This is a genomic window from Parafrankia sp. FMc2, from assembly GCF_041008525.1.
In the GTDB taxonomy this organism is placed as follows: domain Bacteria; phylum Actinomycetota; class Actinomycetes; order Frankiales; family Frankiaceae; genus Parafrankia.
In genome coordinates this window covers 15,764-29,273 of the sequence record NZ_JBFLUG010000028.1, presented here as the reverse complement: position 1 = coordinate 29,273, position 13,510 = coordinate 15,764, and the positions used below count along the sequence as shown (strand labels likewise).

Genomic DNA, 13,510 nt, shown 5'->3' with positions numbered 1-13,510 from the left:
CCGGGCACCTGGACCGCGGTACAGCCCCTGGCCGGCCCACGTCCCGGATGCTGATGGCCACGGGCCGGATGTGCCCGGCCGGCGCCGGTGGCCTACTCGGACCATGCTTCCAAGACCTTCGTCGACCTTCTCCGAGCGGCTCGTGGCTGCCCGGGGACGCGTGCTCCTCTGCGTCCTGCTGGGCCTGGCCGTGCTGACGGGACTGCGCGTCGTCGCGGGTGGCACACTCGCCGAAGGCGGTGTCTCGCCGCCGGACAGCGAGTCCGCCCGGGCGGCCGACCTGCTGGCGGAACATTTCGACCGCACTCCGACAGGTCTGATCGCCGTGATCGCCGCCACCGGTGCACCGGGCCCGGAGGTGATGCGGCCGGTGGATGCGCCGGCGCTCGTCGCGGAGGGCTCCCGGGTCCGCGACCTGCTCGCCGCCGAACCGGCGGTCGCGTCGGTCGTCTCCTGCTGGGATTCCGCGAACTCGGCGGGCGGGGCGCTGTGCTCCGCCGACGGCCGGCACGCGCTCGTGGTGGCAAGCCTGCGCGGCGACGACGGCGAACGGGCCTCCCTGGCAGGCGACCTCGCCGAGCGGCTGCGCCGATCCACCCCGGCGGCCACGGTCAGCGTGACCGGTCCCGACGTCGTCGCGGCCGAGGTGGGTGACCGGACCGCGACGGACCTGCTGCGCGCCGAGCTGATCGCCCTGCCGTTGATCATGGTGCTGCTGGTGCTGTTCCTGCGCGGCGTGCGGGTCGCGCTCGTCCCGGTCGCCGTCGGCATGCTGACCGTGCTCGGTGGCATCGCGCTGATGGGTCTGCTCGCCGGCGTCATCCAGGTGACGACGTTCAGCACCAACATCGTCGTCGGCCTCGGGCTCGGGTTGTCCATCGACTACGTGCTGCTGCTGATCGCACGGTACCGGGAGGAGCTGGCCAGGACGCCGGGCCGGGACGCCGCGACCGGCCGGGCCGCAGCAGCGGACCGGGACGCCGCGATGGCCACGGCAGTCCGGGTGTCCGGCCGGACGATCATGTTCTCGGCGGCGACGGTGGCTGTCTCACTGCTGGCTCTGGCGATGTTCCCGGTGCCGTTCCTGCGCACGATGGCCATTGCCGGCGTCATCGCCACGGTGCTGGCAGCCCTGTTCACCGTGCTGGTCGTCCCGGCCGCCGTGGCCCTGGTCGGCGATCGGATGATTCCGCGCGGGCGCCGCGCGGCCACCGACACCGGCCGGTTCTGGGCGGCTCTCGCCGGTGCGGTGATGCGACGTCCGGTGGTGGTCGCGACGCTCGTCGCCGGGGTCCTGGTGGTGCTCGCGCTGCCGGTCGGCCAGCTCGCGCTCGGTATCTATGACGACCGCAACCTGCCGGCCTCCAGCGCGTCCCGCCAGGCGGCCGAGGTCATCCGTCAGGAGTTCGACGGGCGGGAGAGCGGGGCTTTCGACGTCGTCGCGACCGGTCTGGGCGGCGCAGCGGCGGGCGGGACCGGCAGCGGCAGCGGTACCGCGGCGAGCCTGGACGCCTTCGCCGCGGAGCTGGCGGAGCTGCCGGACGTGGCGCGCGTGACCGCGCCCCGCGTCGCCGGGGACGCCGCGTATCTCTCGGTGGTCCCGACAGTTGACCCGAACTCGGCCCGGGCCGAGACGCTCCTGGACAACGTCCGAGATCTGCGCCCGCCCTTCATGACGCTGGTCGGCGGCCCGACGGCCGCGCAGGTCGACACCACCGACGCGCTGGTCTCCCGGCTCCCGCTCGTCGGTGGCTTCATCGCGACCGTCACGCTGCTGGCGCTGGTCGCAATGCTCGGCTCGGTGCTTGTGCCGTTGCAGGCGCTGCTGCTCAACGTGCTGGGGCTCGGCGCGACGTTCGGTGTCCTGGTGTGGGTGTTCCAGGACGGCAACCTGTCCGGCCTGCTGGGCTTCACCGCGGTCGGGTCGGTGCCGGCCGCCATGCCGGTGCTCGTCTTCTGTGTGGCCTTCGGTGTGTCGATGGATTACACGGTGTTCCTGCTGGCCCGCATACGCGAGGACTACGACCGCACCGGCGATCCGGCCGCGGCGATCGTCAGCGGGATGCGCCACACCGGTCGCATCGTCACCTTCGCCGCACTGCTGCTGGCCACGGTGTTCGCCGGGTTCATCACCTCGTCGGTCACCAGCATCAAGCTGCTCGGGACGGGTCTCGCCCTCGCGGTCCTGCTGGACGCCTGCGTGCTGCGGGCGTTGCTCGCACCGGCCCTGCTGCGGATCACCGGCCACGCGAGCTGGTGGGCACCGGCTCCGGTACGCCGGCTCGGTACCCGGTTCGGGCTGTCAGAGCAGGGAATGCCGCCTGTGCACGATGCCCGCCCGCAGGCGCCGGTCGCTGCCGCGACCGTGGCCGCGCAACCGCCGACTGTCCACCCACCGGCGCCGACCGTCCACCCGCGACGGCCGGCGGGCAGCCGGTGAGATACCGGCGGCCGGGCCCGCCACAGCCCGGCCATCGTGTGCCAGCAAGGGTCGCAACCGGTGTCGCAATCACGACCCTCCTGGTCGTGCCCCGCGGCGGTCACGGCAGATGGGCACTGGCCGCGGCCGCGGGACGCATGATCCGCGCTGGTGCGGCAAAGACGGTCGACCCGGCCGGGACGTCCACGGTGACGATCGAACCGGGCCCGATCCGGACGTCGTCGCCGATGGTGATCGGCCCGATCAGGTGGGCCCCCGGTGCGATGTCCACCCGGGAGCCGATCTTCGGGACGGCCTCGGGGGGCGCCTGCGTGTTCGCGTAGCCAATGGTCACTCCGTGACGGATGATCGTGTCGTCACCGATCACGCAATGGCGCGGGATCATGAGCGCCTGGTGGTGACCGATGAGCACCCGACGCCCGATCGCCGCGTCGACGGAGATCTCGGTGCCGTGCAGGTTGCGGATGACGATGTTGTTCACGGCCCGGAAGGCAAGCGTGCCGAGCCGCCCGACGACCCCGCCGCGCTCCCGGCACCACCGGCCGAACCGGTGGACGGCCAGCGCCTGGTAGCCGGGGTGCAGCCAGGAACCGTAGTGGACCGCTCTGTCCTCGCGTAGCTGCGCTCGCAGCGAAAGCCGCTCACCCGACACTGCTGAGTTCCTCGATGCAGGTCCGCAGCTCGCCGACGTTCGTGAACGAGCCCAGCCGCTCGTCGGGTATCTGGACGCCGAACTCGCTCTCCACCGCGTAGATCAGGTTGATGTGGGCCAGGGAATCCCAGCCGGGAACCTGGTCCGCCGTGGTGGTGTCGAAGACGACCAGTTCGTCGTCACTGAAGATCTCCCGGAAGACCTGGGTGAGGCGCTCATGCACCATCAGCCGGCCACCTCCTCCATCGTTCGTTCCATGATTGGCGCCGAAGCACTCGACTCCGCGGTCCCGACCGTGCGCGGCCGGGGTTCGGGCAGTCCACGCAGCCGCGGCGGCTGGGGACCGTGTTCCTGTGGGCTGGGCACGCACCGGCTGTCACCGGCCGGGCGGCCGTCGACAATCCGGATGAGGCCGGGGCTCCGCTGCGCGTCCGTCACGGGCAGCAGCCAGTCGGTGCGCTCCCCCGGAGCGCCGTCCCCGCCCTCGCCGCTGCCGCGGCTGCCGATCGGGCCGAAGCCCAGCCGGGGATAGAGATCCGCCACCAGGGCGTTCTTCGCCGTCGGCAGGTAGTGGCCCCGCACCGCGGCGCACCCGAGGCGCCGGGCCTCCGCGACGATCAGCCCGGCGATCTCGTCCTCGAGCGTGCGGCCGATGACCCGACAGCTCATCAGCCAGGTGTCCACGTCCAGCACCGTCAGATCAGCCTCGGCACTGTCGCCGGCCCCGGCCCCGGCGACAGCTCCGGCCGCGGCTCCGGTCTCCCGCTGCTGGCGGGCGATGACCACTGCCACCAGCCCGTGGTCGGCGAAGCGGTCGGCCAGCCGCAGACAGAGGACGACCGACGAGGGATCAGCCGCCAGCTCGGCGACCTCCGCCACACCCCGGCGCCGGGTCGTCAGGTTGAACTGGTTCGTCTTCCCGATGAGCTGCACGACCCGTGGCAGTGTCAGCTCGTCGAGCGGCACCACGGTCGCGGTCATCTCCAGCCCGCGGTGGAACTCCTCCAGGGAGGAGGCCGACGCCGCCAGCTCGGCTGCCTGGGCGCGGGCCCGGTACTGCTCGGTACGGGCGGTGTCCTCCGAGGTGAGGAGGCCTGGTTCGAAGAACGGGTAGTCGGCGAGTGCGCGCACGTACTCGTGGGGGTCCCGCGGCAGCGCGATCACATCGACCTCGGGCAGCAGCTGCCTGACCACCTCGCGCTCGGCCGGGTTGTCGTCGACGAACACCAGCGCGTCCAGCCCGATGCCGAGCGTGTGCGCGATGCGGCGGATCTGGGTCGGCTTGTCGTCCCAGGACGCGCTGAACATCGCGATGTCGCCGAGCCGCAGCCGCATGGCGGGGTGCCGCTCGAAGGCCTCGCGGGCGTCCGCGTCGTTGTTCTTCGAGCACACGGCGAGGATCACGCCGCGGTCGCGGAGCAGGGCGATGTACTCCTGGAACGCGCTGAAGGCCTCCCCGGCCGGGCCGTCGCCCAGCGCGATGCCGGCGAGGCCGTCCTCGCCGAGCACCCCACCCCACAGAGTGTTGTCAAGATCGAGGACGAGGCATTTGCGGCTGGCGCCGAGCTGGGCGCCGAGCACGGCGGCGGTGTGCCGGGCCAGTGCGGGAACGTGACCGAGAGCGACCGCCTGCTTGGCGCGGTGCCAGTAGCGGGGGTCGAACCAGTCCCGCTTGCCGACCGTCGCGGCGAGGCGCTCGCAGTCGACGAAGGACACACCGGTGAACCCCCGTTCCACCGGCCCGACCTCCGCCGACGTGTCCGGAGTCGACGTCCCTGAGGCCGACGTCCCTGAGGCCGACGGGCCGGCCGCGGCCTCGCCGAGCGCGGTGTTGAGCGCGGCGAGCAGCGAGGAGCGCGCCGCGGGCGTGCGCCGGGCCAGGTGGCCGAACGGGTCGGCCTCCGGCACGACAAAGGTGTGCTGGATGACGCGGGCACCCAGCCGGGAGACGATGATCTCCCACAGCGATGTCCAACGGGCCGCCTCGACGCGGACCGCGTGGCCGGGGTCCTCGGCGAAGGCCGGCAGGGCGGTGTCGCCGGCGTGCACCGCGAGGACGACGGCGTCCGGGCCGAATCCGTACAGGCCACTGGAGGGGTCGAGCACCTCCTGGCGGTACTGGCCGTAGCCGCACTCGTACACCTCGACGGCGACGCCCGCGCGGGCAGCGGCCAGCGGCAGCAGCGCGGCGAACTGCGCGGTGGTGTAGCTGCCGAGCACGGCGACCTTCGCCGGCCGCAGCCGCAGGTCGGCCGCCGGGAGTGCGCGGCGCAGCACACCGGCGGCTGCCGTCCAGGCGGCGAGGTCGCCTCCCGCGTCGGTCAGCGCCAGGGCCCAGCGCACGGCCGCGGCGTGATCACCTGCCCGCTCGTGGGCCAGGGCGAGGTCGCGACACAGCCCCGCTGTCGGGACCTCGACCGAGGCGGCGGCCGCCGCCAGTTCCGCGATGCTCCGCCCACTGCGGCGCTCGGGATCAGCCATAGATCGAATTCCTCCCCCGGGCGCCTGTTGCAAAGCGCCCTGCTACACGGAGACGCGAGTCAACTCTACCCTTACGTAAGGGTCTCCGGACAACGCCGGAGGATCTCCCTGGTCCACCTGAGAAGCCACTGGACGACCACACCCCAACGGGCAACCGCCGATCGGCGGGCGGGCCCTTCCCGGGCCGACAGCCGTTTACGAACCGCCCACGGACCGCCCCGCGCCGGAGCCGGCGCAGGCTCCCCGCCTACACCCGTCCGGCCTGGCCCGGCCTGGCTCGACCTGGCCTGATCCGGCCCGGCACGACCGCCGCGCCGGCGGACGTCCAGACCCACACCGCCCGCCGGACGTCATCGCCGGGCCAGCGGAATTCGGGAGATTCCCCCCGTCGCCACCGACAAACCAGGCAGCCTTGGCCGCAGCAGACAGCGCAACGGGCGCACCACGGCGACGTAACAGCCGTGACACCTCCGGGCGTGAGCGTACGAGTGTGGCCCGCGAGAACCCGGCCGGTACGGACGACGGACCGAACTCGCGGGATCTCGTGGCACTGTTCGCCGGCGCACGTCCGGTCTCCACCGATCGGCGCCGGCCCGGCCCAACCCGCGGAGGCACCGATGACCCAGGCAGCGCGTGGCGTGATCACGCAGCGCCAGCCCCCGGCGGAGGCGACCCCGCCGCCGAGGGTCTTCACCGCTACCGAGGCGGCCGACTTCCGCACCGTTCTCGGTCACTTCTGCTCGGGGATCGTGATTGTCACCGCCACCAATGGCACCGAACCCGTCGGAATGACCTGCCAGTCATTCAGCAGCGCCTCCCTGGACCCGCCACTGATCATGTTCCTGCCGGCTCGGACGTCCACGAGCTACCCGCGGATCCGGTCGAACGGCCGCTTCTGTGTGAATGTGCTCGACAACTCTCAGGAGTCGATATCCCAGCAGTTCGCAATGAGCGGCACCGACAAGTGGCGCGGGATAGGCTGGACGCCGGGCAAAAACGGGGCACCCATCCTCGACGGGGCCCTCGCATGGATGGAGTGCTCCCTGCACCGTGAGTACGATGCCGGCGATCATGTGATCACTCTTGGCATGGTCGAGCGCCTGGGCGCCGCGGACGCCGGGGAGCCACTGCTGTACTTCCGGGGCACCTACGGTCAGTTCTCAGCACGTCGCTGAAACCGAGTCGCGCGAACCACAGAAGGGTCGTCCCATGCCGCAGCGCCGCATTCTGAGTGTCGTTGGCAACCCCAAGCCGAAGTCGCGCACCCGGTCGGTGGCGGAGGCGGTGGCGGATCAGGTCGCGGCCGCGTTCCCCGCCGACGTCGAAGCAGTGAGCGAGGTAATCGAGGTCAGCGAGCTCGGCCCGGGTCTGCTCGGCTGGGGCGACCCCGCGGTGAAGGCCGCCGTCACATCCATGAAGACGGCGGACGTCCTGATCGTGGCGACTCCCACCTACAAGGCCACCTACACCGGCCTGCTCAAGCTGCTGCTCGACCAGGTCGGCCAGGGCGAGCTGGCCGGGGTGCCGACAGTTCCCGTGCTGGTCGCGGGCGCCCCCGAGCACGCGCTGGCGCTCGAGGTCCACCTGCGGCCGCTGCTGGTCGAGATCGGCGCGTCCTGCCCGACACGCGGGGTGTTCGTGCTGGACTCGGCGCTCGCCGAGCTACCGACCCAGCTCGACGCCTGGGCCACCGGCAACATCGCCTCGATCACCGCGCTCGTCGCGGCGCGGGCCGCCGTGCCGCAGCCCCTCGCCTGAGCCGCCCACCGCGAGGCGTGGCCCTCGGGCCCTCGGACGCTGCCGTCACGCGGCCGTCAGCCACAGCCGTCCGTCAGCCACACTGGGCGGCCAGCTCCGGAAAGACGTCCCCGACCCGGACATCCGGGAGTCCCATGTCGATCCCGCCGAACCCGTCGTCACACCAGGGCGCCGGGTGCGGAACTGGACCGGGGATGAGACCGGGGCTCGCCGGACCCGGCGGTTCCGTCCCCGCACCCACGCCCCGCTCACCGATACCACCGGTACCACCCGTCCCGCCGTTTCCCGGCGCGGAACCGCCGCCAGGCACCGCGTCACCCACCCCGGGCGATCCCGGTCCTCGTTCCGGGTCGGGTGTCGTTCCGCTGCCGCGGGTGCCCGGGTAGCCGGGCACCGCCTGCCCAGGCACGGCCGGCCGACCCGACCCGCCGTCGGACGGGGTGGGAGTGGGTGTCGGTCCGCCGATGCCGGGGGTCTGTCCGGGTGCGGAGGTCCCGGGTGCCGGTACACCGCCAGGGCCCGCCTGTCCGCGCTGGGTGCTCTGGCCGGTTGCAGTCCCACCCGGCGCAGTGGTCGCGTCCGGCGGCGGGGTCCGCACGGTCGCACTGCCGTCCGCAGCACCACCAGACCCGTCGGGAAGCTGCCGAGCGGCCGCCCGCGGCAACCCGGTCGCCAGATCGGCGCGGCTCCGCCCGAACAGCTCCGGAGCAGGCTGGACGGTGGCGGCGGTGCCCAGCGGAGGCGCGGCGACCGTCGCGTCGCTTCGTTCCTCGTCCGGCGCCAGCGCACCGAACGCCGCGACGGCGATCGTGAAGCTGACCGCGGTGACCAGGCCCGCGACCGGCCGGTCGTCGATGCGCAGGCTTGCCACCTGGCCGCGCACCAGACCGATGACGCCCACCACGAGTGCGACCATGGCGAAGGCCGCGGCCGTGCCGACGAGTACGGCGATCACAGCTGTCCCCGCAATGTCGCGGCTTCCCGCATTGGTCCCCCCGCACACCGATCCAATGTCGGCGGGACCTTATCTCACTGGTAGTAGCTACACGATCACCTAATGCGGTGTGTCGGGACAGTGTCTACCGGGCGGCCAGGAACCGAGATTCCATGGCCCTGGGCCCGGGAGCCCCGAAGCTCGAGACTCCCGGACGACGCTTACGGCTTACGGCTTACGGCTTACGGCTTACGGCTTACGGCTTACGGGAAGGCTTACGCGCGACCGGCTTGGCCGCCCCGGGCTTCCCGGCCGCGGGCTTCTGCGCCACCGGCTTCTGCGCCGACGCGCGACCGGCCACGGCCGGCTTCTGCGCGGCGGGCTTCTGCGCGGCAGGCTTGCCAGCCGTGGCCCGGCCGGCCGTGGCCGGCTTGCCGGTCGAGGGCTTCCCGACCGGCTTCGCGGCCGGGGGCTTCCCAGCCGGCCTGGCGGGCGCGGGTCTCGCGGACGGCTTCGCAGGCGCAGGCTTCACAGCCGGCCTCGCAGCCGCCGGCTTCGCGGACGGCTTCGCAGGCGCAGGCTTCACAGCCGGCCTCGCGGGCGCGGGCTTCGCAGCCGCCGGCTTCGACGAGCCACCCTCGGTCGACGACAACGCCGAGGCAAGGCCGGTGCGCGCAGCCTCCTCCAGCGACCTCCGCGCATCCACCGGCAGCGGGAACGCGCGTGCGACTGCGCTCCGACCAGACGTGACATGTCGCGACACCGACGCGGCTGTCGGCCACCAGAAGGTGGGAGGTGACGTCGGGGAGTACTGCGGCGCCGGCGTGGCAGACCGCGAGGTCGTCGGCCCGGACGTGGCCGGCCGAGGCGACGTCGGCCTGGCCGAGGACGGCACGGCCGAGGTGCGGGTGGGGCCGGACGGCCTGACGGTCCGGGTCGAGGTGGGCGCCGGTCGCGTGCTTGTCCGGCCGCTGGCGGTGGCCGCCGGGCGCGGCGTCGGCGAGGTTCCCGCCCGCGGACGGCTGCTCGCGGACGCCGTCGGGCGCGGACTGCTGCTCGCAGTCGGCGTCGGCCTGGATCCCGCCCCGCTCGGAGTCCGCGTCGCGGGCGTCGTGGGCCGGGGCGAGCGGGTCGCCGTCCCGCCGCTGCCTGCCGGTGGGTCGGCGCGGGTGGTGGTGGGCGCCGGCAGGTTCGGGACGTAGCTCTGGTCCGGGACGGACGCGGCCGGGGGACGCGGCTGCCACGGTGTCCGGGGCGCGCCGGCGGTCGACGGGCTCCCGCCACTGGATCCGCTCCCGGACGTCCCGCTCCCGGCGGACGGTGCTCCCCGCCCGGACGTGGCGACGCTCCCGGCGCCGCCGGACGATGCGACGTCCAGATCCTGACCACTGCCCGGATCCGGGCCGGTCGAGGAGGGCTGCGATCCGCTCGCGGGCGGCGCGGCCGGCCGGGGGGTTGCCGACGCTCCGGGATCAACCCCCTTGGGTCGCGGAACGTCCGGTTCGACCGGCCGCGCCGTGGCGACGGGCTCGCTCGAGCCGCCGAAGCGGATGGCGAGCGCGCTCAGTGCCAGGACCAGGGCGAGGCCGGCCCCGGTGACCATCCCGGCGGTCCGGCGGTCGCGGATCCACGCCCATTCGGCGACGCCTCGCACCAGACCGAACAGCCCGGCGAAGACCACCAGGCAGGCCACAGCGAGAAAGAAGACGATCATCACACCCCCGGAGGCAGGCGACGCGGGGCTCAGCCTAGGAGGCAGCCCATCACCTGGCGTTACGCGAAAACTACATTGCGTTTCCAGCAGTGCGAGACTTGGATCGCAACAAACTGTCCAGAGTGAGGATAGGACCGGACGTACCGACCAAAGTCACATCAAGCGACCGTCACACCCATGAGTGCAACTCTCCGTGCTCGGCCGATCGCCGGGTCGCCGGCGCCGACGGATCACCGAAGGCGGCAAAGGGGCCGCTCAGGCGACGGCAGCCGGGATCCGCCCGAGGACGCCGTCGAGGTCGAGTCCGGGTGGAAGGGTGCCGAAGGCGAGTCCGGCCTCACCACCCACCCGGGCTACGCAGAACGCGTCCGCGACCGCGGGCGGCGCGTACCGCACCAGAAGTGCGCCCTGCAGGACAAGCGCCATCCGCTCGACGAGACGGCGCGCGATCAGCTCGACGTCGATCTCGGCCCGCTCGCCGGCCGCACCGCCCAGGAGGGCGTCGAGCTCGGCGCGCAACTGGCGCCAGGCCTCGTCGAGGCGTCGGTCCGCGCCGGTCGCCGCGTCGACCTCGCGCGCGTAGGCGGCCAGGCTCGCCGGCTCGCGGACCAGTGCACGCAGCACATCCAGCGCGTTGACGTTGCCCGAGCCCTCCCAGATGCCGTTCAGCGGTGCCTCACGGTAGAGCCGGGGCATGCCGGAATCCTCCACGTAGCCGTTGCCGCCCAGACATTCGAGCGCTTCGGCGACCATCACCGGCTGCCGCTTGCACAACCAGTACTTGGCGAGCCCGGTTGCCAGGCGCCGGAAGGCCCGCTCCTCGTCATCGCCCCTCTCGCCCCGGTCCACCGCGCCGGCCACCCGCATCACCAACGTGATCGCCGCCTCGGACTCCAGCGTGAGATCCGCCAGGACGTTGCGCATCAGGGGCTTGTCGATAAGCAACGACCCGAAGGCCCGCCGGTGCCGCACGTGATGAGCAGCCGCCACCAGTGCCGCGCGCATCCCGGCGGCCGTACCGATCGCGGAGTCCAACCGGGTCAGCGCGACCATGTCGATGATCGCGCGGACACCTCGCCCCTCCTCTCCGACCAGGTGGGCGAGCGTGCCGTCGAATTCCGGTTCCGCGCTGGCGTTGCTGCGGTTGCCGAGCTTGTCCTTGAGCCGCTGGATCAGGAACGGGTTGCGACTGCCGTCCGGCAGCACCCGCGGGACCAGCAGGCACGACAGGCCCCCTGGCGCCTGCGCGAGTACCAGGAACAGGTCGCTCATCGGCGCGCTGGTGAACCACTTGTGCCCGCGCAGCAGGTAGGCCCCGTCGCCGACCGGAGTGGCCCTGGTCTCGTTCGTGCGGACGTCCGAACCGCCCTGCTTCTCGGTCATGCCCATGCCGGCGAGCAGGCCCTGCTTGGTCCGGGGCGTGCGCAGCCCGGGGTCGTAGACCGAGCTGGTCAGGCCCGGGAGGTAGCTCGCGGCTGATCCGGCGGCGGTGCGCAGGACCGGGACGGCGGCATAGGTCATCGAGACGGGGCAGAGGTGGCCGTGTTCGACCTGCCCCCATACCAGCAGCCCGGCCGCCCGCGCGACATGAGCGCCCGCCTGGTCCGCGGCCCACACGGACCCGGCCAGCCCGGCGCCCACGGCAACCCCGAGCAGCTCGTGCCAGGCCGGGTGGAAGTCCACCTCGTCGATGCGGCTGCCGTACCGGTCATGCGTCCGCAGCACCGGCTCGTGCCGGTTCGCCTCATCCCCCCACCGCTGCGCCTCGGCACCACCCGCGAGCCGGCCGAGCCGATGCAGCTCGGCGGCGTGGCCGCCGGCCCCCTCGCGCTCCAGCGCCTCCAGCAGCGGCAGGTCAGCGGCGACATCGTGGCCGACCAGCGGCGGAGGCTGGTTGGTCACCCGGTGGGTCGGACCTGCACCGAACGTCGTCATCCCGGCCTCCCGACCCGCTCCTGCGGCTGGCGCCGGGCGGCGCCGCCGGCCAGCCGCAGGGAAATCCTCGCGCACCTGCTCCATGCCCGCAGTGGTACCGAGCCCCCGCAGTGATCCAACCGTGGCGGCTGCATGGGCTGCATGGGCTGCCGCGGGGCCTACCCGTGCGCGGCCTCGGCACTCCCCCAGCCACGCACCATGGGGCCGGCACCGACACATCTCAGTGCCATCGCCACCACCGCCCGGACGATCCACTCGACGTCCCGTCCATCCCGCGGCAGCTCCTCAGCCATCGAGAGCGGGCCGACGACCACCTCGCCGATCGCTCCGGTCAGCGCGGTCGCCGACATCATCGGATCCTGCACCGGCAGGATGCCCGCCTCCACGCCCTCACCGACCAGAACGGCGAACACGTCCCGGTACCGGCGGCGGAAGATCAGCCGTTCCACCTCCGCCGCCGGATCGGACGGCCCCACCAGCAACGCATGCGTGAGGCCGCGCCGGGCCAGCGCACGGCGGGTGAACAGGGCCACCGCAAGCACCAGACGGTCCACCGGGTCGCCCACCGCTCTGGCTGTCTCCCGACCGTCACCTGCCACAGCTGCGAGCCGCTTCCCCGGCTCACCGCCATGCACGACGGACAGCGTCATCCCGGACCCATCCGCGTCGTCCTCGTCCGGCGAACCATCACCGCCGACGGCACCGGCCGCTTCCAGGACGTCCAGGAGGTCGGCCGGCACCGCCACGGCGGCGACCGCCGACAGCAGGACCACCTCCTGCGCCGCGGCCCGCCGGAAGACCTCGCACACGAGCGCGGACTTCGATGGGAAGTGCTGGTAGACCGAGCCGACCGACATCTCCGCCGCCGCGGCGACGGCCGTCACGGAGGCACCGCTCCAACCAGCCCGGGCGACGAGCTCGGTGGCCGCCACAAGAAGCCGCTCACGAGCTGCAGCCAACCGGTCATCCACAGTGGCAGTACGGCGGTAGGGCACACAAGGAGTGAAGCATTGTTCGCGCCTTCGGACAGCAACGCGCGCGCGATTCACCTCCAACGGACCAGCCCGATCAGGCGACCCTCAACCCGGCACATCCGGCCACCCCCGGTGGCGGCCGGTGCACCGCGCGGGCTCCGCACCGTGCGGGCAGCAGAAGTTGCTGGGCGACGCGCAGATAGCAGGCGCCCATCACGACGCGTTCCCTGCGACCCGTTGACACGAATGACAATCCAGCAATCCACCATGAGCCGGACGTTCACCGGCCGACATGACGAAGGGCGGGCCGCGAGAACTCCACGCACCCACCATCGCTGAATACGGCGCCCGCCTCTCCGCCGCCACAGCACGGAGAGAGTTCACCGATATACGACCGCGCCTCCGGCAACCATCGGCCTGTGTTGGACGCCGATGTGGGGCGCGCGAGCTATATGAGGCCGCGGGACTCGGCGGCTTTCGACTGGGTAGTTTCTACCACACGGGAGCTGACGAACATCGGACGCAATCCAGCGGGCCGACCGCTTCGCAGACGTTTCCCGCCCGACTCCCAGGCACCAGTCGCACAGCGTCACACCGACAGAACCGCTCCGCCCACCGTTCC

10 protein-coding genes are annotated in these 13,510 nt (G+C 72.6%); 4 read left to right on the top strand and 6 right to left on the bottom strand.

Annotation, left to right across the window (positions count from 1 at the left end):
• Positions 1–103 precede the first annotated feature (103 nt).
• Positions 104–2,440: an MMPL family transporter gene (locus AB1460_RS12635; RefSeq protein WP_368961280.1), complete on the top strand. Its 2,337-nt coding sequence runs from the start codon at positions 104–106 to the stop codon at positions 2,438–2,440.
• Between the two features lie 100 nt (positions 2,441–2,540).
• On the opposite strand, the gene AB1460_RS12630 is transcribed toward AB1460_RS12635, so the two are convergent.
• Genes AB1460_RS12630 through AB1460_RS12620 form a run of 3 tightly spaced genes read right to left on the bottom strand, consistent with a single transcriptional unit; the run spans position 2,541 to position 5,573 of the window.
• Positions 2,541–3,092: a serine O-acetyltransferase gene (locus tag AB1460_RS12630; protein ID WP_368961278.1), complete on the bottom strand. Its 552-nt coding sequence runs from the start codon at positions 3,090–3,092 to the stop codon at positions 2,541–2,543.
• Positions 3,082–3,318, bottom strand: a complete 237-nt coding sequence (locus AB1460_RS12625; RefSeq protein ID WP_368961276.1) for an acyl carrier protein — start codon at positions 3,316–3,318, stop codon at positions 3,082–3,084. Before AB1460_RS12625 ends, AB1460_RS12630 begins: the two co-directional genes overlap by 11 nt.
• The gene (locus tag AB1460_RS12620) at positions 3,318–5,573 is read right to left on the bottom strand and encodes an HAD-IIIC family phosphatase (RefSeq protein WP_368961275.1); all 2,256 of its coding nucleotides are present in this window, start codon (positions 5,571–5,573) and stop codon (positions 3,318–3,320) included. Before AB1460_RS12620 ends, AB1460_RS12625 begins: the two co-directional genes overlap by 1 nt.
• Before the next feature lie 617 nt (positions 5,574–6,190).
• On the opposite strand from AB1460_RS12620, the gene AB1460_RS12615 reads away from it, so the two are divergent.
• Complete coding sequence (locus AB1460_RS12615) at positions 6,191–6,748, top strand: flavin reductase family protein (RefSeq protein ID WP_368961274.1); 558 nt, start codon at positions 6,191–6,193, stop codon at positions 6,746–6,748.
• Between the two features lie 34 nt (positions 6,749–6,782).
• Entirely contained in the window at positions 6,783–7,331 is a 549-nt protein-coding gene (locus AB1460_RS12610; RefSeq protein ID WP_368961273.1) for an NADPH-dependent FMN reductase, read from the top strand.
• Between the two features lie 73 nt (positions 7,332–7,404).
• On the opposite strand, the gene AB1460_RS12605 is transcribed toward AB1460_RS12610, so the two are convergent.
• Positions 7,405–8,286: a hypothetical protein gene (locus AB1460_RS12605; protein ID WP_368961272.1), complete on the bottom strand. Its 882-nt coding sequence runs from the start codon at positions 8,284–8,286 to the stop codon at positions 7,405–7,407.
• A gap of 269 nt (positions 8,287–8,555) precedes the next feature.
• Between AB1460_RS12605 and AB1460_RS12600 the strand changes: the two genes are divergently transcribed.
• Positions 8,556–9,467, top strand: a complete 912-nt coding sequence (locus AB1460_RS12600) for a hypothetical protein (RefSeq protein WP_368961270.1) — start codon at positions 8,556–8,558, stop codon at positions 9,465–9,467.
• 767 nt (positions 9,468–10,234) lie between these two features.
• On the opposite strand, the gene AB1460_RS12595 is transcribed toward AB1460_RS12600, so the two are convergent.
• Both AB1460_RS12595 and AB1460_RS12590 read right to left on the bottom strand, forming a co-directional pair.
• A complete protein-coding gene (locus AB1460_RS12595; protein WP_368961269.1) occupies positions 10,235–11,914 on the bottom strand; it encodes an acyl-CoA dehydrogenase family protein in 1,680 nt (559 codons plus the stop codon).
• A gap of 158 nt (positions 11,915–12,072) precedes the next feature.
• Positions 12,073–12,873, bottom strand: coding sequence for a TetR family transcriptional regulator (locus AB1460_RS12590; RefSeq protein ID WP_368961267.1), 801 nt, complete (start codon positions 12,871–12,873; stop codon positions 12,073–12,075).
• Between the last annotated feature and the right edge of the window lie 637 nt (positions 12,874–13,510).